This window comes from Streptomyces carminius (assembly GCF_002794255.1).
Taxonomy (GTDB): Bacteria; Actinomycetota; Actinomycetes; order Streptomycetales; family Streptomycetaceae; genus Streptomyces; species Streptomyces carminius.
Genome location: NZ_PGGW01000053.1, coordinates 11,161 through 33,574, shown reverse-complemented (window position 1 = coordinate 33,574; position 22,414 = coordinate 11,161). Strand labels below are relative to the sequence as shown.

Here is a 22,414-nt window from a genome sequence, read left to right as displayed (position 1 = left end):
GCCGCGCGGAACGGGGAGAGCGGACGAGGGATGAGTGACGAGGCCACCGATCCGGCGACCGAGGCGTTCCTCGCCCACCGCAGCCTGCTGTTCACCGTCGCCTACGAGATGCTCGGCTCGGCGGCCGACGCCGAGGACGTCCTCCAGGAGACCTGGCTGCGCTGGGCCGGGACCGACCAGGGGCAGGTGCGCGACCGGCGCGCCTACCTGGTCCGGATCACCACCCGCCAGGCGCTCAACCGGCTGCGCGCCGTCAAGCGCCGCCGGGAGGCGTACGTCGGGCCCTGGCTGCCCGAGCCACTGCTCACCGCGCCGGACGTGGCCGAGGACGTCGAGCTCGCCGAGAGCATGTCGATGGCGCTGATGCTCGTCCTGGAGACGCTGTCGCCGACCGAGCGCGCCGTCTTCGTGCTGCGCGAGGTCTTCGACGTCGGCTACGACGAGATCGCCGAGGCCGTCGACAGGAGCACCGCGGCCGTCCGCCAGATCGCCCACCGCGCCCGCCGGCACGTCCAGGCCCGCCGGCCCCGCCGGGCGGTCTCCCCGGGCGAGGGCCGGGCGGTCCTGGAGTCGTTCCGGCGCGCGGTCGAGACCGGGGACCCGCAGGCCCTCCTGGACGTGCTCGCTCCCGATGTCGTCCTGATGAGCGACGGCGGCGGCGTCCGGCACACCGCGCTGCGGCCGGTCACCGGCGCCGGGAAGGTGGCCCGGATGTTCGCCGGGGGCATCGGCAGGCTCGACGGCACACTCACCACCGAGCCGGCCGCGGTCAACGGCCATCCGGCGCTGCTGGTCCGTCTGGACGGGGAGTTCGACGGCGTCCTGGCGGTCCGTGTCGAGGACGCCCGCATCTCGGGCCTCTACTACGTCCGCAACCCGCAGAAGCTGTCCCACGTCGCCTCCGCGGCCCCGCTCACCCTGCGCTGAACACCACCGGTCCCCGGCCGCCGGGGGCCGGGATTCCCGCCCGTACGGCGGCTGCCGGGCGGGCCGGCGGCGGTGGCGTCCGCCGGTCTGCGGTACCCGGTCCGGCGGTTCCACGTGGTTCACGCCGACACCGGCGGTCCTCCCCGGCCGGCCAGGTCGAGCAGCAGTTCCGCGGCCACCTCCGCCCCGTCGGTGCGGATCGCGCCTGCCACGTCCCGCGCCCGGGCGCGGGTCTCGGGTGTCAGGGCCGCTTCGAGTACGGCCGAGAGGGACCCGGCGGTCGGCGTCGGGCCGTCGTGTGCCGAGCCGATGCCCAGTTCGGCCACCCGGGCGGCCCAGTAGGGCTGGTCCGCGATCTGGGGGACCACCACCTGGGGTGCGCCGGCCAGGGCGGCCGTCGTCGTGGTGCCCGCGCCGCCGTGGTGCACGACGGCGGCCACCCGGCGGAACAGCTCCTGCTGGTTGACCTCGCCGACGGCGAGGCAGTCGTCGGCGCCGTCGACCGGGGCCAGACCGGCCCAGCCGCGGGCGAGGACGACACGGCGGCCCTGCGCCCGGACCGCTGCGACGGCCACCTGGGCGATGTCCTCCGGGACGTACGAGGCGATGCTGCCGAAGCCCACGTACACCGGCGGCGCGCCGGCGTCCAGGAACGCCTCCAGCTCGGCCGGGAGCGGACGCTCGTCGGGCAGGATCCACGCCCCGGTCTGGACGAGGTGGAGCTCCGTCAGGTCCTTCCACGGGAGCAGGACCGGGTCCGCCGCCAGCAGCGCCCGGCCGGTGAAGACGTGGTCGCGGACGCTGCCCACCGGCGGCAGGCCGATCGCCGCCCGGTGGCTGTTGAGCGCCTCGCGGTACAGCGCGTTCACCCGCCGGGCGTCCTCCTCCCACAGCACTTCCAGGTCGGTCGGACCGGCCTCCTCCGGTGAGGAGCGCCTGCCCGGCCGCGCTCCCGGCGGGAAGTGCCGCGACGGCAGTCCGTAGGTCTGGAGGCAGGCGAACACGTAGGGGATGCCCAGCTTCTCGGCCACATCCCGTGCACCGGCCGGCAGCAGGCCGGTCGCCAGCAGCGCGTCACATCCCTCGGCCACCGAAGTGAGCGTGTCGAACCGCGCGGCGACCAGCTCGGCCGCGAGCCGGAACGCGTCCTGCGCCGTCGGCGGACGCGCACCGGACACCACCGGGCGCACCTTCGGGCCGAGCGGCACCAGCGGCACACCGGCACGCGCCGCCAGCTCCGCGAACTCCTCGTCCGGCGGCGCACACACCCGCGCCTGGGCGCCGAGTTCCCGCAGCCGCGCCGCGAGCGCCACCAGTGGCTCGATGTCCCCGCGCGATCCCCATGCCGACAACACCACACGCATACCGCAAGTCACCCATTTCCGCAGATCCCGGCTTCGGCCGACCATCCTGCGGCACGACGGGGGCCTTGCCGCAAGCCCCCCGGTGCGCTATAGGTTGAAAGTGGCGAGGAGCGGGTCTCCTCGCCTTTTCCGTGCCCGCCCACCGCGTACGGCGGCGCGCCGGGCGACGGTCCGGCCATGCCGACGGGGCGGCGGCTCCAGACTGCCGTGCGGGACGGCGACCGGCACCGTGATCCGCGCGGAGGGCACCGGCGGTCCCGGTGCGGGGAGCCCCCGCCCGTTCGTCTCTGTTCCATGTGCCGCTTGGCACACTTTTATTGATGAAGTGCCCCGGAACGGGGCAGCGGGAGCCTCAGTCCTTCGAGCAGGAGTAGGCGTCGATGTCGGAGACGGCCGGCTTGTAGTGCTGCTCGAACTGCTTGTCCTCGTCGGCCAGTTCGGGAAAGTGGTTCCGGAAGGACCCGCGCCAGTGGGCGGAGGTGATGAACTCGCGCAACTTCTCGGCGACCTGCCTGCACTTCTTCTCCCTGCCCTCCGGGATGCCGATTCCGTAGAGCTGGGGTGAGCCGATCTCCAGGCCTTTGACGACCTCGACGTCGTCGTGGACCTCCTTGACTTCCTCCCCCTCGTTCACGAGGGGGAGGAAGTCAACTGACGACCGAAGGCGTGCACCACTCCCGTCCCCGGCTGGTACCCGTCGACCTGCGTGTCGTTGTCCGACTCGTGTTCGCTCATGGACCGACCCTCCTTCTGTCCTGCCGCAACGCGGCTCCGCCGCGTCAAGGCACGGCGCACGGCGCGTACAGGGTCCGGTCCGACGCACACAGAACAGCCCCCGTCAGCGCCCCTGGTCACCGCCAACGTAGGCACAGGGAAAGCGGCATGTCCTATGAACAGACCACATACACCCACCTGCACATACCCGCCGGAATCACCTGTCCTCCCGTACGCACCCGGGCCACCCGGGCCACCCGGTGCGCGTGGTGGTGCCGGGAGCCGCTTGAGCGATCCGCACAGCATGGTCCGTGATCTTCAGCGGCTCTCTTCGACTTCGGCGATCGCGGCCCGTCCCCGTACCTCCCGGCCCAGGGTGACCAGGTAGACCCGGCCGCGGAAGTGCCGCCGCACCCGGCGGTCGGCGCAGACCACCCGCGCCAGCGTCGTCTTGCCGAAGCCGCCCGCGCCGTGCAGGGCGGTGGTGATGCCCACCGTGCGGCGCCCGCCGCACACGGCGGCGACCACGCGGGCGCTCTCGGCGCGGTCCACCACCCAGCCGGGCACCTCGAAGGGCGGCGGGGGCGTCGGGTCGCCGTCCGGCGCGGCGCCGGGGCGGTCCTGGAACCACCACAGCGCCACCGTGCCCGCCACCAGAACGGCGGCGAGGAGGCCGGTGGCAGGCCACGGATGCCGCCGCAGCACGTCCAGCACGCCCGGCCAGCGCTCCTGCCCCGTTGCGGCGTTGGCGGCCAGCGCGACCAGCAGGCCCGCGGTGCTCACCACGACGGTCAGCGCCGCGATCCACGCGGCGCGCAGCCCGTTCCTCACCCGCACCCCCGCGTCTCGCCCCCGGTCGCGACCCGCTCCTGCCGCGTGAGGCTACCGCCCCGCACGCGCGCCTCACGAACGGCCGTGGACAGGGGCCTTCCGGGCGGCAGCCTCCGTCGTACGGGGGCGGGCGCGGGGAGCGGGGCGGACACCGGGGCCGGTGAGCCGCGGGAACAACCGGAGGGATAACCTCCGGTCTCAGTCCGGCCGCCCGGCACCAGGAGGCGGCCGGTGAGCACGGCAGGAGTCGATCCCCATGGCGCAGCGCCCGTACGACCTGTTCATGTCCGCCTTCAACGACATCGAGGCGCACCTCCGGCAGAGCCTGTACCGGGAGGGGGACAGGTACCAGGGCTTCCGGGCGATGCTCGACGAGTACCAGGCGAAGCGGGGCCGCCGCCTGAACCCGAAGCAGTACCGGGAGCTCCTGCCGCTCGCGGAGCTCCGCAACGCCCTCACCCACGGGCGGCGGCTGAACGACCAGCCGCTGGCGGAGCCGACCGATGCCGCCGTGGCGGCCGCACGGCGGCTGCGGGACGAACTCCTCGGCCCGAAGCTCGTCCTGGCCCTCCTCGGACAGCGCGGCCGGCCGGTGACCGCGGCCCCCGGCGAGTCCGTGCGCCGGGTGCTGGACACGATGTACGAGAACGACTTCTCCCAGGTGCCGGTGTACGACGACAGCACCTACGTCGGGCTGCTGACGACGAACACGGTCGCCCGGTGGGTGGCCGACCAGATGCGCCGGCACGACGGCCTCGCCGAGGACGCCCCCGTGCGGGAGGCGCTTCGGTTCTCCGAGGGCGTCGAGCGGGTCGAGCACCTGCCCCGCGAGACGACCGCCCCCGAGGCGTTCTGGCGGTTCGCCACCGCCGCCGAGGACGGCAGGCCGCTGACCGCCGTCATCATCACCCACAGCGGGAAGCCGACCGAGGCGCCGCTGGGCATCGCCGTCGCCGACGACCTCGCACGGCTGTCGGCCTGAGGCCCGCGTTGCCGCGTACGGTCCGTCAGGGCTTGCTCCGGCCGGGCGGGCCACCGGTGGGGACTCCGGCGACCAGCCAGGCGCGGCCGGTGCGGGTGCGTTCACGAACCGCCCCGCACGCAGAACCGTGCCGGACCCGGGGCTGTCGCGCACCGCCGGTCCGGCCACCGCCGGGGCACCGGTCACGCCCTCGGACCCCGGGGTGCCGCGGAAGCGCTCGGCCGGATGTTCGCCCGCGCGCCCGCGGGAGGCCGGCGCGTGCGACGATTACGGGGTGGAGCGGCCAGGTGACCGTCGGCCCCTTCCGGAGAGCGGGGTCAGGTGAACGACGACGAGATACGCGCACAGTTCGACGGTCGCGGCCGCGTCGGGCTCCGGCCCGGCCGGGCCACAGCCGCGGAAAGGCACCGGATCGAGGAGATCGCCCACGCGCTCGGCTACCGGCTGCTCGCCGTCGAGAACCTCGGCCGCTTCGGTGTCCGGCTGGTCTACGGACGTGATGACGCCCCGCACGCGCGCCGCCGCGCCGAGCTGACCATCGCCAGGCTGCGTTCGGGAGGACCGCTGCTGCCGGCGGTGGAACCGCCTCCTCCCCCACCGCCGGCCCCGCCGCCCCCGGTTCCGCCGCAGCTCCACCCCCGGCGGCCCAGCCGTCCTCCGGCGGAGCCCCCGCCGCCTCCTCCGGTGGCTCCCCCGGTGGCTCCGGCCCGGCCCCGGTTTCCGCCTCCGCCGCCTTTCCCACCGCCCCCGCCGGCCTCCGACGCCCCATCCTCCTGACGGCGTTCGCCCGTGCCCGGCGGTGTCCTGGGGTGGCGCCACGAACCGGGGCGTTCATCCGCGCGTGGCCGTGCACGGGGTGTTCCATCACCGCCGGCCGATTCCGGAGGGAGACCGCCTGCGGCGGTCGGCCGAGGACGAGCCCGACGTCCCTGTCCGAGCAGTACCTCGTGACGGTGACCGGTTGGCGGGTGTCGTCGACGCCTCGCCGGAGAACGGGATCGTTGTCGTCGTGTCGCCGCAGGCCGATGGCTCCTCCAGCCGGGGCGGACCGTCCCCGAGACACGGACCGTCTGTACGCCGCCGGGCGGGGGCCCGGGGTGCGCGGAGGGCGCGCGGCCGGAACTCGCCGGAGTCCAAGCGGTGTCCACGGGGCCGTCCACCGCGGCCGGCCCGCCGCGCCGCAGCCGCCACAGGACCGTGTGGACCCGTGCCGGCGGTGCGGTGAGGATCCGCCGCCGGGGCTCAGCCGCCTTCCGGGACGTCCCGCGGGTACGGGATATCGAGGGCCGCCATCGTCCGGAGCAGCAGCCGGCGCAGTTCCCCCTGCTCCTCCCCGTCCAGCAGCGCCACCGCCCGCTCGTGCACCGGCTCCGTGCACGCCTTCGCGCGCTCCAGCAGCTCACGGCCCGCTTCGGTGATCCGTACCTCGATGACCCTGCCGTGCGTCGGGTGCGGGCCGCGCAGGACCAGTCCCCTTTTCTCCAGCGACGCCAGTGAGGCGGACATCGCCTGGGGCGTCACCCCGGCGCGCCGGCCGAGTTCCGCGCCGGACAGCCCGCCGCCGGACTCCAGCGAGAGCTGGGCGAGGGCGGCCAGTTGCGCCTGCGTCAGGCCCAGCGGCCGCAGCGCCCGCTCGATCCGCTGGTTGAGCGTGTTCGACAGCATCCAGACCAGGTACGGGAACCTCGTGGTCGGTTGGACGGCCATCTCACCCTTCCCTTCGATCACGGCAACCCTATGCCGGCCGCCGCCGTCCGCGCCCGGCGGCCATGCGGCATGATGTAAAGTAGTTTATAAATTGCATGATGCGAGAGCCGGAGAGGAGGCCCCTCCCCGCGGCTCGCGGGACCGGCGGCGGGAGCCCCGCCACCCCCACACCGGCTCCTCCGGCGCAACGGACGGACGAACGGACAAGGAGCACCTCATGCCCCAGGCCTCGTACAGCACGGTCGTCGACGCCTCCTACGAGGAGGTCCGCGTCCTGCTCACCGACAAGATCGACCGGCCGCGCAAGTACGTGCCGGTGACCCGCTGCAGGATCCTGGAGCGGACCGGCGACCACGTCCTGCGCGAGATGTTCCAGCCCCTCCCGGTACCGCTGACCATCCGGGAGAGGATCCGAGAGATTCCGCTGGACGACGGCGTCGACGTGGTGTTCGAGCACGTCGGCGACGACACCTACACCGGCGCGTTCCACAACACACTGCGCCGCGGGCCCGGCGGAGTGACGCTCGAGTACCGCATGGACTGGCGGCCCCGGTCGGGCACCGACCCCCTGCCGGACGAGGAGGCGGCCCGGATGGTCCGCGAGGGCGTACTCCACATGAAGCACCTCGCCGAGCACCCCGTGCGGGTCCCCGGCTGGGCAGAGGAGTTCTTCGGCCTGCTCGACGCGGCGGACACCGCCGCGCTGGGCGGGCTGCTCACCGAGGACTGCCGGTTCCGGCTCGGGGACGGGCCCGAGACCACCGGACGGGCCGCCGCCGTCGCCGCGGTCGAGGCGGTGGCCCGCCGGTACGCCGCGATACGGCACGACCACGTCGGCGTGACCGTCGTGGACGACCGCGCCTTCGTCAGCGGCTACGCCGAGTACACCGCCCACGACGGCGACACGCACCTGGTCCCCCGCCTCACCGAACTGCGGCGCCGCGGCGGCAGGATGTCCTCGGTGCTGGCGTTCGGCGGCGACTTCCCCGCCGGGCCCGGTCCGCGCTGACCGGGTCCGGCCGTACGGCCGCTCCGCCGGGCGGCGACTGGACCGGTTTCCTTGTCGCTTGGCACACTTTTTCATACGGTCGGCGGCGCCCGGCGGGCCGCGCCGCCGCGTCAGGTGCCCGTGCGCGGGTCCGGCACGGTGGTCTCGAACCACGCGGGTCCGTCCCCGCTCCCGGCCGCGCGGGCGATGCGGGTGAGCGCGAACTCGTCCAGCGGCGGGAGGGCGTCCGGCGCGAACCACGCCACGTCCAGGGACTCGTCGTCGTTGACCCGCGGCCGCTGCCCGCCGGGCGCGCGGCAGCGGAAGGAGATGTCCATGAACTGGCACACGTCCCCGTTGGGGTAGCGGACCGGGGCCTGGGTCTGCACCAGCAGCAGCCGCTCCGGCACGGCCCGCACGGCGGTCTCCTCGTACACCTCGCGGACCGCGGCGTCGGCGGGCTGCTCGCCGGGGTCGGGTATGCCGCCGATGAGCGCCCAGCGGCCGGTGTCGGCCCGCCGGCCCAGCAGGATCCGCCCCTCGTCGTCGAGGACGACCGCGCTCACCCCGGGCAGGAAGAGCAGCTGCCGCCCCGCACTCGCGCGCAGTTCACGGATGAAGTCGGGAATCGCCATGCGGTGAGCCTACGTGTCCCCTCCGTGCCTTCGGGTGACCGGTCGGACACCGGTTGTCGATCCTTTTCGGCGCCGACGCATACCCGCGGACGGGTCCCAGCGGCTACGGTGGCCCCTGAAGTCACGGCCCGCGCCGCCGTCCGGACACTTCCCGGGGGCCACCGCGGGACCGTCTGTATCGGGGGTTCGCAGACGATGGCGTCACCGGCGCTCGGAACAGTGTCCGTCGCACCGGAGCGGAACGGCTCGCCGCATGCGGTGGGCACCGTGGTACTGGGCTGCTGGGTCGGCTGGGTCCTGCTCTGCGCGGCGGGCCGGGACGCCCGCCCGGAGGGACTGCTGCTCGCGGTGCTGGCGGTGACCGCCGGGTACGCCTGCGGGCGGATAGGGGGTTCCCTGCTGCCCGCCGCCCTGCCCGCCGGGGCGGCGGTGGCCGGACCGGTGATCGTGCTGGCCTCCGGGTACTCCCCGCTGGGCGTCCCGTACGCCACCGGGCCGGACGGCCGGATGGGCGCCGACGCCGCCCTGCTGGCGCTCTCGGCGGGTGCGGCCTGCTGTGCGGCCCACTCCGTGCGGACCGGTCCGGCGCGCCGGCTGCTGCACCTGCTGGCCCTGGCGATCGCGGCGGCCGCGCCGGTGATCGGCTCGCCGGCCGGGGGCGCCGCGGCACTCGGGGTACTGCTGTTCTCCCTGGCCGCGGGCCGGATGCGCCGCCGGCTTCCCGTGCTGGCCGTGCTGGCGGCGGTCGCGGCCGCCGCGTCGGCCACCGTCTGGGCGGTGGCCGACGGCACCGCGCCGCCCGCTCTGCGGCCGGTGGAGAGCGTGCTGGCGGACCGGCTCGGCACGTACCGGGTCGGGCTCTGGGAGGACGCGCTGGCGCTGGCGGCGGCGGAGCCGGTGCGCGGGGCGGGTCCCGACCGGTTCGGCGAGCTGAGCCCGACCGCGGCCCAGGACCCGGCGGCGGACGGCAAGCCGCACTCGGCACCGCTGCAACTGGCGGCCGAGCAGGGGCTGCCCGGGGTGCTGCTGCTGGGCGGCGCCTTCGGCTGGCTGCTGCTGGCGCTGTACCGGTCCCCGCGGCCGGCGCCGGTGGTGCTGGTGGCGGGAGCCGCGCTCACCGTGCTGGCCGTGCTGGCGAGCGCGGGCAACGCGCTGAGCTTCAACCAGGTCACCGTGGGCGCTGGTCTGCTGGCGGGGGTGGCGACGGCCCACCGGCCGCCCGAGGGCGGGCTGCCGTGAGCGGCTTCTCCCCCGTTCGTTCCCCGGCTCCCCCGCTCTCCGTCCTCTTCGCGCTCCCCGTTCCCTGCCGTTACTCCGCCACCTCGGCCGGTGTCCGCCCGGACCCGTCCGCCGTCCCGCGGGTCGTCCCGTCCGCCGCGGCCAGCAGCCTGCCCTCGGCGTAGCGGTGCGCGGGGGCGGTCAGCGCCGCCGGACGGCCGCCGAGCAGGACGGCCAGGCTTCCGGTGGCGGGTGCGGCCGGGGCCGGTTCCGCGCCGATCCGGCGCAGCGCCTGGGCGGCGACCGCGGCGGCCGAGCCGTACAGGGCGGGCTCCGGACCGGCCGTGCCGGGGGTCCGTACGGCGGCGCGGATACGGTCGGCGACCAGTTCGTAGTGGGTGCAGCCGAGCACCACGGCCCGCACTCCGGCCGGGGTGAGCCGGGCGGCCGCGGCCACGGCGGTGTCGATCAGCGGCTCGTCCGCGCGTTCCACGGCGTCGGCCAGGCCGTGGCAGGGCACCTCGGTGATCTCGGCGCCGTTGCCGTAGTCGGCGATGAGGCGGCGCTGGTACGGGCTGCCGGTGGTGGCGGGGGTGGCCCAGACGGCGACGGAACCGCCCGCCGCGGCGGCGGGCTTGACGGCGGGCACGGTGCCCACGACCGGGACGGCCGGCTCCAGTTCGGCGCGGAGTACCGGCAGGGCGTGCACGGAGGCGGTGTTGCAGGCGACGATCAGCGCGTCGGGCGACAGCGCGGCGGCCGCCCGCGCGCAGGCCAGGGCGCGGGCGGTGATGTCCCCGGTGGTCCGCGGCCCCCAGGGCATGCCGTCGGGGTCGCTGGACAGCACCAGGTCGGCGTCGGGCCTGGCCCGGCGTACCGCGGCGGCGGCGGCCAGCAGTCCGAGCCCGGAGTCCACAAGCGCGATCTTCACGGGGAACAGGGTACGGGCAGCGGCTTCCCGGGCCGCCCGCCGGTGCCCGGAGGGGTTCCGGCTCCGGCGGGCGGCTCACGGGGTCCGCGGTGCGTCACTTGCGGCCCGGGGTCCACTGCATGCCCCAGCCGTAGGCGTGGTCCACCGTGCGCTGCGGGCTCACCCCCCGCTCGGGGATCAGGTAGCGCGCCTCGCGCTGGACGACGAGGTCGCCGCCGTTGTTGGTGATCAGCGCCAGGGCGCAGACGGTGGAGGGGACGGTGCACTCGTCGAGGGAGAAGTCGACGGGCGCACCGTGCTGCGGGGTGAGTGTCACGGTGGCGTTGAGGCCCGCGAAGCTGCGGGCGCCCTCGTAGATCGTGACGAAGACCAGGACGCGCCGGAGGGCGTCCTTGTGGTCGAGGTTGACGGTGAGGTTCTCACCGGTCTCGACGGCACCGGTGCGGTCGTCGCCGTCGAGGAGGATGTACGGCGGCCGGTGGAGGGCACCGAAGGCGTTGCCGAGCGCCTGGATGACGCCCTTGCTGCCGTCGGCGAGCTCGTACAGGGCGCACAGGTCCAGGTCGAGGTCGGCGTGCAGGGCCATGGCCCGGCCGAGTTTGGCGCCCCAGCCCTTGAACTGCTTGTGCACCTGCCAGTTGAGGTTGACCCGCATCGCGCCGGAGGTGCCGCCCTGCTTGGCGAGGGAGATCCTCGGCGCCTCCTTGGTCAGGGTGACCTTGGTCAGCCGCACGGGCCGCGGAGGCGCGGGGGGTGCCGGGGGTGTGGGCGCGGATGATGTGGACGGCGCGGACGGTGCCGGAGGCGCCGCCGGGGACGCGGGCGCGGCGGCCGGCGGCGCGGGCGGCGCGGGCGCCGGTGCCGGGCCCCGCGGTTCGTCGACGGTGATGCCGAAGTCGGTGGCGAGGCCGGCCAGTCCGCTGTCGTAGCCCTGGCCGACGGCCCGGAACTTCCAGGCGCCCTGCCGCCGGTACAGCTCGCCCAGGACGAAGGCCGTCTCGGAGGTGGCGTCCCGGCTGTCGAAGCGGGCCAGTTCGGCCCCGCTGCCCGCGTCCACCACCCGTACGGACAGTCCGGGCACCCGGCCGAAGGTGCCGCCGTCCGCGGAGGCGGCGACGACGACCGTCTCGACGGCGGGCTCCACCCGCGCCAGGTCCACGGCGAGGGTGTCGGTGACGGCGCCCTCACCGGCGCCCTCACCGGCGCCGTCGGCGGGCACGGACCGCTTGCCCTCGTGGCGCACGGCGCCGGAGACGTGTCCGGGCTGGTTGTAGAAGACGAGGTCGCCGTCCGAGCGGACCCGGCCCGAGACCAGCAGCAGCGCGGAGGCGTCCACGTCCGGCACGCCCGGCCCGGTACGCCATCCCACCTCGACCCGTACGGCCTCCGCCCGGACCGGGACGTTGGTGCCTTTGAGCATGCTCATGCTTCCCCCTCGCTGCTGGGCCCTCGCGCACTTCGGGTGCTCTGCCGGGCCACAACTTATTGCACCCGGTTCTGCCCCCGGAGGTGTCACGGCGGGAAACGGAGGCGGAGAGCGGGACGGGGCGGTGGACGGGACCGCCGGGAGGAGCGGGAGAGGGGGCGGGAAAGGAGGGGAAGGAAGGGAAGAAGGCCGGAGAACCCGAGAAGAACCGGGAGGGGAAGCGGAAGGAGACCGCCGTTTCCCGCGGAATCCGTTCCCGCCTCCCGGATCATGGACGGGATGGGCGCTTTTCTCCCCCTTTGCCCACACCGGTGGCTCATGACCCCGGAGAACCCGGGAAATGACCTTCCTAACGGTCTCCCCAACTGGCACATCGTGGGCTTAACTTATGAGTATGACGTCCCCCCGCAGCACCTACGGCGGCGGTTACTACTCCACGCCCTCCTTCGCTGACACCCCGATCTACGACAGCCTGGTCGCCGAGCGGGGTAAACCTCAGATCGCGCCCATCCGGGTCCCGTCGTCCCCGTACGAGACCCCGGGTTACCTGCCCGCCCTGCCGGCCGCGCTGCCCGCGCTGCCGTCCGGGCCCTCCGCCTACCAGCCGCAGGCGGCGGCCCCGCCGCGGGGTTACCAGCAGGCTCCGGCCTACCAGCAGCCCGCGCCCGTCCAGCAGCCCGCCCCGCTGCAGCAGGCGCCCGCGCCGTACGTACCGCAGCAGGCCGGCGCGCCGCGGGGCGGCTACGGCTACCCGAACCAGCAGCAGCCGCAGATGCGTCCGGTCGCCCCGCGCCCGGTGCCGCCGCGGCAGATGCCCGCTCCCGCCGCCGCCCCGGCCCCGTACCCGGGGTCCTACGAGGAGCAGCCGTACGGCGGCCACCCGTACCAGGGGCGTGGTTACTGACCCGACTGTCCGATCCGGGTGGCAGGGTGGCCGTATGACCATGCCCGCGCTGACCGCGCTCGTCCGCTACCCGGTGAAGTCACTCGCGGGTGCCGGCACCGCCCGTGCCGCTGTGGAGCCCTGGGGACTGTCGGGGGACCGGCGCTGGATGGTGACCGGCCCGGACGGCACGCTGCTCACCCAGCGGGAGCACCCGCGTCTGGCCCTGGCCGCCGCCGAGCCGCTGCCCGGCGGCGGCCTCCGGCTGTCCGGCCCGGGGATGCCGCCGCTGACGGTCGAGGTGCCGGATCCGGCCGCCGGCACGGTCGTGGCACGGATGTGGCGCACCAAGGTGGAGGTGGTGGAGGCGGCGGACGGCGCCCACACCTGGCTGACGGCGTATCTGGGCACCGGGGCACGGCTGGTCCACCTCGACGCGCCCGGGCACCGGCGCCCGGTCGATCCGGAGTACGGCCGTCCCGGCGAGACGGTGAACCTCGCCGACGAGTTCCCGCTGCTGCTGACCACGGTGTCCTCGCTGGAGGCGCTCAACCTGCTGATAGCGCAGGGGGACCACCCGGACGAGGGCCCGCTTCCGATGGGCCGCTTCCGGCCCAACGCCGTCGTCGAGGGCACCCCGCCGTGGGCCGAGGACGGCTGGCGCCGGGTGCGGATCGGCGAGGTCTCCTTCCGAGTCGTCAAGCCCTGCGCCCGCTGCGTGGTGACCACCACCGACCAGGCCACGGGCGAGCGCGGCAAGGAGCCGCTGCGCACCCTGGCCCGGCACCGCCGCTTCGGGGACGCGCTGGTCTTCGGACAGAAGCTGGTTCCCGAGCACACCGGTGTCCTGCGCACGGGCGATCCCTTCGAGGTCCTCGGCTGACACCCGCGGGTGCGGAGGTGGTACGGCGGGCGGCGGGCTTACGGCACACTCCGGGACCCGCCGGGGCACCGCCCGCGCACCGCTCGCCGTCAAGCGGGCCGCGCCCCTGCCGCACCACCCCGGTTCCTCCGGGAGGAAGGCGCCGCTCCGCACCCCGCTTCCGGGTGTCACGCCGCCCGCGGAGGCGGCCGCTGCGGCGCCCGGCGGCGCCCGTGGCGCCCGGCGGCGTCACGGCGGCGGAAGAACCGGCGCGGTGTGCCGCACCAGGACGCGTACCCCCGTGCGCGACGCACCGCGGTACCACCGGCGGGACGAACGCCGGCGGACGGCGGGCCGCGAGGGCGCCGGGGCGTACGGGTGTGACACACCGGTCAGCGGGGACACGCCTCTGGGGCACCGCTCACGCCCGCCCCCGGCGCGGGTTCCGGCGGAAGGCGGCCCGGTGGTCCCCCTCCCCGCCGGGCGGGGACCCCGGCCCGGCGGCACGGTCCGGTCCGGCCTTCCCCCGGGCGGCGGGAAGCCACCACAAGCCGACGACAAGCGATCCCCACCAGGAGACCGATGGAGACGCAGGGAAAGCTCACCGACCGCGAGTGCGCGGAGCTGGACGCCCACTGGCGCGCGCTCAACTACCTGGCCGCCGGCCAGCTCTATCTGCGGGGCAACCCGCTGCTGCGCGAGGAACTGCGGCCCGAGCACGTCAAACCGCGGCTGCTGGGCCACTGGGGCACCTGCCCGGGGCTCGCCCTCGTCCACACCCATCTGAACCGGGTGATCTCGGCCCGCGACCTGGACGCGCTGTGCGTGTGGGGGCCGGGGCACGGCGCGCCCGCGGTGCTGGCCGGGAGCTGGCTGGAGGGCACCTTCGGGGAGCGGTGGCCGGACGTGGGACGGGACGAGGCCGGGATGACCCGGCTGTTCGAGCAGTTCTCCTTCCCCGGCGGGCTGCCCAGCCACACGGCCCCGGAGGTGCCCGGCTCGATCCAGGAGGGCGGTGAGCTGGGGTACTCGCTGGCGCACGCCTACGGGGCCGCCCTGGACAACCCGGACCTGCTGGCCGTCTGCGTCATCGGGGACGGCGAGGCCGAGACGGGGCCGCTGGCCGCCTCCTGGCACGCGAACAAGTTCCTGGACCCGGTGCACGACGGGGCGGTGCTGCCCGTCCTGCACCTCAACGGCTACAAGATCGCCAACCCGACCGTGCTCGCCCGGCTGCCCGAGGAGGAACTGGACGCCCTGCTGCGCGGCTACGGGCACGAGCCGCTGTGGGTGACGGCCGAGCCGGACACCCCGCCGCACCGGGTGCACCGCGCGCTGGCCGCCGCCCTGGACGAGGCGCTGGAGCGGATCACCGCGGCGCGGCGGGCGGCCCGCGCGGGCGGCGGCGCCGGGCGGCCGCACTGGCCGGTGCTCGTACTGCGCACCCCCAAGGGCTGGACCGGTCCGCGCGAACTGGACGGCGAGCCGGTGGAGGACACCTGGCGCTCCCACCAGATTCCGCTGGCCGGGGTGCGGGAGGACCCCGAAAGGCTGCGCGCGCTGGAGCGGTGGCTGCGTTCGTACCGGCCCGACGAGCTGTTCGACGAGCACGGCGGTCCCCGTCCCGAGGTGCTGGCCTGCGTACCGCGCGGGGACCGGCGGCTGGGGGCGAACCCGCACGCCGACGGCGGCCGGCTGCGGCGGTCCCTGCCGCTGCCCGGCCCGGAGGCCTTCGCGGTGCCGGTGGAACGGCCGGGCGCCTCCTCCCACGAGCCGACGCGGGTGCTGGGCGGGATGCTGCGCCGGATCCTGGAGGACACCGAGGGGCGGCGCGACTTCCGGGTGGTGGCACCCGACGAGGCGGAGTCCAACCACCTGGGTGAGGTCTTCGCCGTCACCGACCGCGCCTGGCAGGGGGAGACACTGCCGACGGACCGTCACACGGGGCCGCACGGCCGGGTGATGGAGGTGCTCTCGGAGCATCTGTGCGAGGGCTGGCTGGAGGGCTACACGCTCACCGGGCGGCACGGCCTGTTCAGCTCCTACGAGGGGTTCGCCCCCATCGTCGCCAGCATGGTCACCCAGCACGCCAAGTGGCTGCAGAGCGCCCGCCAGGTGCCCTGGCGCGCCCCGGTGCCCGGCCTCAACCTCCTGCTGACCTCGCACGCCTGGCGGCAGGACCACAACGGTTTCTCGCACCAGGATCCCGGTTTCGTCGACCACGTTCTCAACAAGAGCCCGGACGTGGTGCGCGTCTACCTGCCGCCGGACACCAACACCCTGCTGTGCGTCGCCGACCACGTCCTGCGCACCACCGACACCGTCAACGTCGTCGTCGCGGGCAAGCAGTCCTGTTTCGACTGGCTCGGGCCCCAGGAGGCCCGCGCCCACTGCGCGCGCGGGGCGGGCATCTGGGAGTGGGCCGGAACCGAGCGCCCGGAGCGGGAACCGGACGTGGTGCTGGCCTGTGCCGGCGACGTGCCCGCCCAGGAGACGCTGGCCGCGGCCGCGCTGCTGCGCGAGCACCTCCCGGAGCTGGCGGTGCGCGTGGTGAACGTGGTGGACCTGGCCCGGCTGATGCCGCGTTCGGCCCACCCGCACGGGCTGGCGGACGCGGAGTTCGAGGCGGTCTTCACCCGTGACAGGCCGGTGGTCTTCGCCTACCACGGCTATCCGTGGCTGATCCACCGGCTCGCCCACCGCACCGGTGTGCACGACCGGTTCCATGTGCGCGGCTACCGGGAGAGCGGGGCGACCACCACCCCGTTCGACATGGTGCTCCGCAACGACCTGGACCGCTACCGGCTGGCCATGGACGTCATCGACCGGGTGCCGGGCCTGGCGGCGCGGGCGGCGGGCGTGCGCCAGCGGATGCAGGACGTGCGCCACCGGCACCACGACTGGGTCCGCGAGCACGGCACCGACCTGCCCGAGGTCGCCGACTGGAGCTGGCCGGGCTCCTGACGGTCCGCCGGCCCGGCGGCGGGTGTCCCGGGACGGCGGCCGGCCCCGCGCGCCGCGTCCCGGGGCGGGCCCGGCCGCCCGCGGCTTCCTCCTCCCTCGTGTCCCCGCCCGTTTCCGGGAGTTCCCCGCCGCCTCCCGCCGCTTTCCCGACGCCCGGGGCCCGCCGCGGAGCGGCCGGGGGCCGCTACCCTCGACCTGCGGAGGGGACCGGACCCGCGGGCACGTACCCGGCCTCGCGACGGCGCTCTCCCCCGGCCACCCACCCGCCGTCGCGCGTTCCCGTGCGGACGGCGGCGGACGGGGGCGGACGGCGGCGGAGAGGTGCGGACGGCAGGAGACAAGGGGGGGTGGGGCCCGTGTGGGCGATCACCGGGTTGTGGCACCGGCGGCGCGGTCCGCTGCACCGGAGTGCCGACCGGGCCGAGGGCAGGCTGGCACTGGCCGCCGTGCTGCTGATCGTCCTGGCCGTACCGGCCGCCGCCGGGTGGGGCGGCCGGGCCGCGCACGAGGCGCTGGCCGAGACCGCGCGCGAGCAGCACCGGGAGCGGCGGCAGGTGTGGGCGACGGTGGACCCGTCCACCGCGCGGCCGGTCCCCGGAGACGGGCCGGAGGCCGGCCACCGGGTGACCGCCACCTGGACGGCGCCCGACGGCCGCGCCCACGCGGGCACGGTCACCGCCGACCGGGCGGCCGGGCCCGGGGAACGACTGCGCGTCTGGATCGACTCCCGCGGCCTGCCCACCACACGCCCCCTGGACCCGGCCGCCGTCGCCACGCACACCGCCCTCGCCGGGATCGGCGCGGGAGGCGCCGCGGCCGGAGCGGTGGAGCTCCTGCGGCGGTCGGCGCTGCGGCGGCTGCGGGCCCGGCGCCTCGCCCGCTGGGACGAGGAGTGGGCCCGCACCGACCCCGGCCGGGGGTGCGCCGGCCACGTCGGCTGAGCCCTCTCCCGGCGGACACGGCACCGGTCCGCCCCCCGGGTTCCCCGGGAGGGCGGACCGGTCATCCCATCGGTCCGGCACACGCTACGGTGGTGCATCCGGCAGACGGCAGCGCGATCGACGTTCGCACGAGGTTTGGGGCAAGGCTGTTCATGGCAGAGGGCTCGGTCCAGGTGACGTACACCGGCACATCGCGGTGGCGGCGCCGCACGGGCGACTACGCCTCCCTCTCCGCCGCCCTGCAGGCCGCGGGCGACGGTGACGTACTGACCGTCTCCCCCGGCACCTACCGCGAGAACCTGGTGATCGAACGCGCCGTCACCCTGCGCGGCCCCGAACGCGCGGCCGGCGGCTCGGTGCGGATCGCCCCGGCCGACGGGGTGGCCCTGACCGTGCGCGCCACCGCGGTCGTGAAGGACCTGCAGATCGAGGGACAGGACGCGGCGGCGCCCGCGGTGCTGGTCGAGGACTGCGTCGCGGAGCTGTCCGGACTGCGGGTGGTGACGCGCTCGGCCGCCGGTGTCGAGGTGCGCGCCGGTGCCCGGCCGACCCTGCGCCGCTGCACCGTGGACAACCCGGCGGGAGTGGGCATCAGCGTCGGGGGCGGCGCGGGCGGGCTGTTCGAGGAGTGCGAGATCGTCGCGGCCGGACAGTCCGGGATCGCGGTGCACGACGGCGCCTCCCCCCGGCTGGAGCGCTGCCGGATCCACCACGCCTCGGGCGCCGGGCTGTCGCTGACCGGGGAGGGCAGCACGGTGGAGGCCGTCGGCTGCGAACTGTACGAGATCAAGGGGGCCGGGGTGCGGGTCGCCTCCCGAGCCTCGGGCCACCTCACCGACTGCCGGGTGCACCGCACCTCCGCCGACGGCGTCACCCTGGACACCGACGCCGTGCTCACCCTCGCCGACTGCGAGATCCACGACATCCCGGAGAACGCGGTCGACCTGCGTTCCCGCTCGGTGCTGACGCTGACCCGCTCCACGGTGCGCCGCTTCGGCCGCAACGGCCTGTCGGTGTGGGACCCGGGCACCCGGGTGGACGCCAACCGGTGCGAGATCAGGGAGAGCACCGGCGACTACCCGGCGGTGTGGATCAGCGACGGCGCATCGGCGGTACTGGACTCCTGCCGGGTGCAGGACGTGCCGGACGCACTGTTCGTCCTGGACCGGGGGTCGCGGGCCGACGTCCTGGACAGCGATCTGACGCAGGTGCGCAACACCGCGGTGTCGGTGAGCGACGGCGGTACGGTGGAGCTGGACGACTGCCGCATCCGCCAGGCCGCGACCGGCGCCTGGTTCCGCGACCACGGCAGCGGCGGGACGCTGGCGAGCTGCACGATCGACGACGCGGGGACGGGCGTGATCGTCACCAAGGGCGCCGACCCCCAGGTCGAGCAGTGCACCGTGACCGGTCCGGCCGAGGCGGGCTTCTACGTCTCCGCCGAGGGCCGGGGCACCTTCACCGGCTGCCGGGTGACCGGTTCCCGGGGGTACGGCTTCCACGTGATCGACGGCTGCCGGGCCACACTGCGCCGCTGCCGCACCGAGCGCTGCGCGCGCGGCGGTTACGAGTTCGCCGACGGGGGAGCCGTCGTCGAGGACTGCACCAGTGACGAGAGCGCCGCGCCGGCCGTTCCCGAGCCCGCCCCCGTCGTCCGGAACACCGGCCTGCTCGGCGGCATACCCCAGCAGTCGGCCGCTTCGCCCGCCGGCCCGTCCGACGCTTCCTCCGGCCCGGACGCCGGTGCCGGGGAGGCGGCCGGGAAGCCCGCGCGGCCGGCGAAGGAGGTGCTGGGCGAACTCGACGCGCTGGTGGGGCTGGAGAGCGTCAAACGGGAGGTGCGGGCCCTCACCGACATGATCGAGGTGGGCCGCAGGCGCCGCGAGGCCGGGCTCAAGGCCGCCTCGGTGCGCAGGCACCTGGTGTTCACCGGCTCCCCCGGCACCGGCAAGACCACGGTCGCCCGGCTCTACGGGGAGATCCTCCACTCGCTGGGCGTGCTGGAGCGCGGTCATCTGGTGGAGGTGTCCCGGGTGGACCTGGTCGGCGAGCACATCGGTTCGACGGCGATCCGCACCCAGGAGGCGTTCGACCGGGCCCGCGGCGGCGTGCTGTTCATCGACGAGGCGTACGCCCTCTCCCCGGAGGACTCCGGGCGGGACTTCGGCCGGGAGGCGATCGACACCCTGGTGAAGCTGATGGAGGACCACCGCGACGAGGTGGTCGTCATCGCCGCGGGGTACACCGCGGAGATGCGGCGCTTCCTGGACGTCAATCCCGGGGTGGCCTCGCGCTTCTCACGGACCATCACGTTCGGCGACTACGCGCCCGGGGAACTGCTGCGGATCGTCGAGCAGCAGGCGGAGGAGCAGGAGTACCGGCTCGCGCCGGGTACGGCCGAGTCGCTGCTGAAGTACTTCACCGAGCTTCCCAAGGGGCCCTCGTTCGGCAACGGCCGCACCGCGCGGCAGACCTTCGAGGCCATGGTCGAGCGGCACGCGGGCCGGGTCGCCCAGCTGGCCGACCCGGACACCGACGACCTGACCCTGCTGCACCCGGAGGACCTGCCGGGCTCCCCGGCGCACTGACCGCGCGGCCCCGGGGCCCGGCCCCGGGTTCCCCCGCCTGCGCCGGTGGCCGGTCCTCAGGATCCGGGCCGCGGCGCGAGCGGCCCGGCCTGCCCGGGGACGGCGGGCCTCCGCCCCGCCCCGGCCAGCCGGTCCAGCAGCGCCGCCCGCTCGGCGCCGAAGACGGGGTCGGCCTGGTACTCGCCGTGTCCCAGGATCGGCGCGGGCAGCGGGTGCTCCATGCTGCGGCCGTAGTGCAGCGGGTCCTTCAGCGGACCGCGGTCGACCGGCGGGGCGCCGTCCCCGCCGTCCCCGCCGACCAGCACCGGGCCCCCGATCGGGTCGGTGAGCCGCCACAGGTTCCGCCAGCAGTCCACCTCCCCCGCCAGCGCGTTCAGCGGGCCGGGACCGAAGCAGGCCGGGAACCAGCGCCCGTAGAGCCGCTCCAGCGGGGAGCCGTAGGTGAGCAGCGCGACCCGGCCGCGGGTGGCCGGGTCGAGCTGCCAGACGGCCGCGGCGGCCAGCACACTGCCCTGGGAGTGCCCGGAGATGACCAGCCGGCCGCCGGTGAGCCCGGTCCAGGCGTACATCCGCCAGGTCAGGTCCGGCACCGCGCGCTCGGCGTAGCAGGGCGGCGCGAAGGGGTGCGCGGCGCGCGGCCAGAAGGTGCCCACGTCCCACAGGATGCCGACGGTGCGGCGGGCGGCGGCGTCGCGGTAGGCGCGGCGGCCCATCGCCACCAGCAGCAGCACCATGGCGCCCATCAGCCAGGAGCCGAGTGACTGGACGGTGTCGGCGAGCGCGGGCAGCGGGCCGGGCCAGGTGTCCGCGGCAGGTCCGGGCGGGGTCCCGGTGAGCGCGGCGCCCGCCAGTGCGCCCGTCCCCAGCAGCAGGGTGGCGGCGGTGACGGCGGCGGCCAGGGCGGGCGTGGAGTCGGTCAGCCGGGCGCGGGCGACGGCGCGGGCGATCCGTCTGCTGCGGGAGACCGATTCGCGCCGCTCCCCCTCGTAGGAGCCGACGACGCCCGGGGCGATCCGGCGGCAGAGGTGCCACGTCCGCGCCGCGGCGTACCCCGCGAAGACCACCACGACCAGCAGCAGCACGGGGATCACCGCGGCCTGCCAGCTCAGCAGCACCGGCGGCCCGGCGACGGCGCCGCCGGCCACCCCCGGGGTGCCGCCCCGGTCCAGCCAGTCCGCGACCCGCTGGGCGGTCCCGCCGGTCAGCACCCCGCCCAGACCGCACGCGAGTAAGGCGGCCGCGGCGCCGCCGAGTCCGCCCATGGCGCACCGCCCCGCGCAGCCCTCCGGCGGCGCGGCCCGGTGCAGTACGCAGGCGGTCCCGGCCAGCGCGGTCACCAGCACGCCCTGCAGCAACATGAGCCACGCGAACACCCCGGTGCCGGGCAGCCGGGCCGCGGCGGACCACTCCGGGCGGGACCAGGCGGCGTACCCGGCGACCAGTGCCAGCACGCCCAGCGCGGCGCCCGGCAGCACCTTCGACGCCCACCGGTCGGTCCGTTCGTCCGGTTCCGCCTCGGTGCGGCCCCGGCGCGCCACGACCACCACGACCGCCGCCCAGCCCGCCGCGACCGCGGCGGCCAGTGTCCAGCCCCAGACGGCCGCCGCCCCTCCCCCGCCGGGCCGCCGGTCGTGTCCGAGGGCGGGGACCAGCAGGGCGGCGGCCACCGTCAGCAGTCCGGCGGCGGTGTGGGCGGCGCGCAGCCGGGACACCAGCCGGCGGCCGTACCAGAAGCCGGGCAGGGACAGCGCGGGCCGCTCACCGCCGGGCAGCGGCCGGACGGGGCCCGGCGGGCGCGGCGGCGGCGAGGCGGACTCGTAGGCGCTCCAGGTGCGGTGCGACAGCCACCACAGCAGCGCGGTGAGCGCGACGGGCGCCGCCGCGGCGAGGACGAGCCGGCGGCCGGGCTGCGCCCACCAGCCCCCGGTGAGCGGCCCGAGCCAGGGCTTGCCGGCCGCGCAGTGCTCGGCGGCGGCGCACTGCCAGGCCACCAGGTCGAGTGCCACCTCGCAGGCGGCCGCGGTGAGCAGCACGGTCAGGGAGAGGGCCACCAGGCGGACCAGGACGTCGTAGAGCCGCTGGGCCGCGTGGCGGGCGGGAGCGGCGGGCCGCATCCAGTGGGCGATGTTGGCGACCATGAACGGCAGCAGGAGCAGCCACAGGGCGCGGGCGCTGTTGCCGGAGGTGAGGTTGGACCAGCAGTACGCCTCGGGGATCGGCCGGCCGGCGTCCTCCCCGGCGCCGTCCGGGTGCCGGCCGCGGTGCTGGTGCTCCGGACGGCGGCTCTCGGCGTCCGCGTCGGCGGTGCGGCGGTGGATGCCCGCCGTGTCGTCGCCGGCGATCCGCACGGTGCGCGGATCGCCGAGCATCTCCTGCGGTGTGGTGCCTCCGACGCCGTGCACGAGGAGTTCCAGCGCCGGTGCGCCGGAGGCCCGGAACGCGCCGGGTGTACC

General features: G+C 75.7%; 17 protein-coding genes. 9 read left to right on the top strand and 8 right to left on the bottom strand.

Annotation, left to right across the window (positions count from 1 at the left end; genetic code table 11):
• The first annotated feature begins 30 nt into the window (after positions 1–30).
• Positions 31–927, top strand: a complete 897-nt coding sequence (locus tag CUT44_RS15700; protein WP_100202485.1) for an RNA polymerase sigma-70 factor — start codon at positions 31–33, stop codon at positions 925–927.
• Between the two features lie 119 nt (positions 928–1,046).
• Here the strand turns inward: CUT44_RS15700 and CUT44_RS15695 are convergent, their stop codons facing one another.
• The 3 genes from CUT44_RS15695 to CUT44_RS15685 all read right to left on the bottom strand — a co-directional run bounded on the left by CUT44_RS15695 (position 1,047) and on the right by CUT44_RS15685 (position 3,836).
• Complete coding sequence (locus tag CUT44_RS15695) at positions 1,047–2,291, bottom strand: glycosyltransferase (RefSeq protein ID WP_100202484.1); 1,245 nt, start codon at positions 2,289–2,291, stop codon at positions 1,047–1,049.
• A 352-nt stretch (positions 2,292–2,643) separates the two neighbouring features.
• Positions 2,644–2,925, bottom strand: a complete 282-nt coding sequence (locus tag CUT44_RS15690) for a type 2 periplasmic-binding domain-containing protein (protein ID WP_100202483.1) — start codon at positions 2,923–2,925, stop codon at positions 2,644–2,646.
• A gap of 398 nt (positions 2,926–3,323) precedes the next feature.
• On the bottom strand, positions 3,324–3,836 hold the full coding sequence (locus CUT44_RS15685; RefSeq protein ID WP_146252237.1) for a hypothetical protein: 513 nt from the start codon (positions 3,834–3,836) through the stop codon (positions 3,324–3,326).
• 256 nt (positions 3,837–4,092) lie between these two features.
• Between CUT44_RS15685 and CUT44_RS15680 the strand changes: the two genes are divergently transcribed.
• Positions 4,093–4,818 carry a CBS domain-containing protein gene (locus CUT44_RS15680; RefSeq protein WP_100202481.1) on the top strand — a complete coding sequence of 242 codons (726 nt, stop codon included), beginning with the start codon at positions 4,093–4,095 and terminating at the stop codon, positions 4,816–4,818.
• Between the two features lie 1,242 nt (positions 4,819–6,060).
• Here CUT44_RS15680 and CUT44_RS34530 read toward each other — a convergent pair.
• Entirely contained in the window at positions 6,061–6,525 is a 465-nt protein-coding gene (locus tag CUT44_RS34530) for a MarR family winged helix-turn-helix transcriptional regulator (protein WP_100202479.1), read from the bottom strand.
• A 217-nt stretch (positions 6,526–6,742) separates the two neighbouring features.
• Between CUT44_RS34530 and CUT44_RS15665 the strand changes: the two genes are divergently transcribed.
• The gene (locus CUT44_RS15665; RefSeq protein WP_100202478.1) at positions 6,743–7,534 is read left to right on the top strand and encodes a nuclear transport factor 2 family protein; all 792 of its coding nucleotides are present in this window, start codon (positions 6,743–6,745) and stop codon (positions 7,532–7,534) included.
• A 110-nt stretch (positions 7,535–7,644) separates the two neighbouring features.
• Here the strand turns inward: CUT44_RS15665 and CUT44_RS15660 are convergent, their stop codons facing one another.
• A complete protein-coding gene (locus CUT44_RS15660; protein WP_100202477.1) occupies positions 7,645–8,148 on the bottom strand; it encodes an NUDIX hydrolase in 504 nt (167 codons plus the stop codon).
• Between the two features lie 219 nt (positions 8,149–8,367).
• Here CUT44_RS15660 and CUT44_RS15655 point away from each other — a divergent pair, with 219 nt between their 5' ends.
• Entirely contained in the window at positions 8,368–9,387 is a 1,020-nt protein-coding gene (locus CUT44_RS15655) for an O-antigen ligase family protein (RefSeq protein WP_233221426.1), read from the top strand.
• 70 nt (positions 9,388–9,457) lie between these two features.
• On the opposite strand, the gene CUT44_RS15650 is transcribed toward CUT44_RS15655, so the two are convergent.
• Both CUT44_RS15650 and CUT44_RS15645 read right to left on the bottom strand, forming a co-directional pair.
• On the bottom strand, positions 9,458–10,297 hold the full coding sequence (locus tag CUT44_RS15650) for a glutamate racemase (protein WP_199185715.1): 840 nt from the start codon (positions 10,295–10,297) through the stop codon (positions 9,458–9,460).
• Positions 10,298–10,391: 94 nt separating this feature from the next.
• Positions 10,392–11,717, bottom strand: a complete 1,326-nt coding sequence (locus tag CUT44_RS15645; protein WP_100202475.1) for a TerD family protein — start codon at positions 11,715–11,717, stop codon at positions 10,392–10,394.
• 400 nt (positions 11,718–12,117) lie between these two features.
• On the opposite strand from CUT44_RS15645, the gene CUT44_RS15640 reads away from it, so the two are divergent.
• The 5 genes from CUT44_RS15640 to CUT44_RS15620 all read left to right on the top strand — a co-directional run bounded on the left by CUT44_RS15640 (position 12,118) and on the right by CUT44_RS15620 (position 19,961).
• Positions 12,118–12,627, top strand: a complete 510-nt coding sequence (locus tag CUT44_RS15640) for a DUF6643 family protein (protein WP_100202474.1) — start codon at positions 12,118–12,120, stop codon at positions 12,625–12,627.
• Positions 12,628–12,661: 34 nt separating this feature from the next.
• On the top strand, positions 12,662–13,489 hold the full coding sequence (locus tag CUT44_RS15635; RefSeq protein WP_100202473.1) for an MOSC domain-containing protein: 828 nt from the start codon (positions 12,662–12,664) through the stop codon (positions 13,487–13,489).
• 561 nt (positions 13,490–14,050) lie between these two features.
• Positions 14,051–16,432 (top strand): phosphoketolase family protein, encoded by a 2,382-nt coding sequence (locus CUT44_RS15630; RefSeq protein ID WP_100202472.1) that lies wholly within the window; start codon positions 14,051–14,053, stop codon positions 16,430–16,432.
• 347 nt (positions 16,433–16,779) lie between these two features.
• Positions 16,780–17,373 (top strand): Rv1733c family protein, encoded by a 594-nt coding sequence (locus tag CUT44_RS15625; RefSeq protein WP_100202471.1) that lies wholly within the window; start codon positions 16,780–16,782, stop codon positions 17,371–17,373.
• Positions 17,374–17,525: 152 nt separating this feature from the next.
• A complete protein-coding gene (locus CUT44_RS15620) occupies positions 17,526–19,961 on the top strand; it encodes a right-handed parallel beta-helix repeat-containing protein (protein WP_100202470.1) in 2,436 nt (811 codons plus the stop codon).
• 56 nt (positions 19,962–20,017) lie between these two features.
• Here the strand turns inward: CUT44_RS15620 and CUT44_RS15615 are convergent, their stop codons facing one another.
• Positions 20,018–22,363 (bottom strand): hypothetical protein, encoded by a 2,346-nt coding sequence (locus CUT44_RS15615; protein WP_408646746.1) that lies wholly within the window; start codon positions 22,361–22,363, stop codon positions 20,018–20,020.
• Positions 22,364–22,414 lie beyond the last annotated feature (51 nt).

What these genes read in the sequence shown, in the direction of transcription:
- CUT44_RS15700 (WP_100202485.1), top strand. Translation starts at nt 31, where the DNA reads ATGAGTGACGAGGCCACCGATCCGGCGACCGAGGCGTTCCTCGCCCAC.
- CUT44_RS15695 (WP_100202484.1), bottom strand. Translation starts at nt 2,291, where the DNA reads ATGCGTGTGGTGTTGTCGGCATGGGGATCGCGCGGGGACATCGAGCCA.
- CUT44_RS15680 (WP_100202481.1), top strand. Translation starts at nt 4,093, where the DNA reads ATGGCGCAGCGCCCGTACGACCTGTTCATGTCCGCCTTCAACGACATC.
- CUT44_RS34530 (WP_100202479.1), bottom strand. Translation starts at nt 6,525, where the DNA reads ATGGCCGTCCAACCGACCACGAGGTTCCCGTACCTGGTCTGGATGCTG.
- CUT44_RS15665 (WP_100202478.1), top strand. Translation starts at nt 6,743, where the DNA reads ATGCCCCAGGCCTCGTACAGCACGGTCGTCGACGCCTCCTACGAGGAG.
- CUT44_RS15660 (WP_100202477.1), bottom strand. Translation starts at nt 8,148, where the DNA reads ATGGCGATTCCCGACTTCATCCGTGAACTGCGCGCGAGTGCGGGGCGG.
- CUT44_RS15645 (WP_100202475.1), bottom strand. Translation starts at nt 11,717, where the DNA reads ATGCTCAAAGGCACCAACGTCCCGGTCCGGGCGGAGGCCGTACGGGTC.
- CUT44_RS15640 (WP_100202474.1), top strand. Translation starts at nt 12,118, where the DNA reads ATGACGTCCCCCCGCAGCACCTACGGCGGCGGTTACTACTCCACGCCC.
- CUT44_RS15635 (WP_100202473.1), top strand. Translation starts at nt 12,662, where the DNA reads ATGACCATGCCCGCGCTGACCGCGCTCGTCCGCTACCCGGTGAAGTCA.
- CUT44_RS15630 (WP_100202472.1), top strand. Translation starts at nt 14,051, where the DNA reads ATGGAGACGCAGGGAAAGCTCACCGACCGCGAGTGCGCGGAGCTGGAC.
- CUT44_RS15620 (WP_100202470.1), top strand. Translation starts at nt 17,526, where the DNA reads ATGGCAGAGGGCTCGGTCCAGGTGACGTACACCGGCACATCGCGGTGG.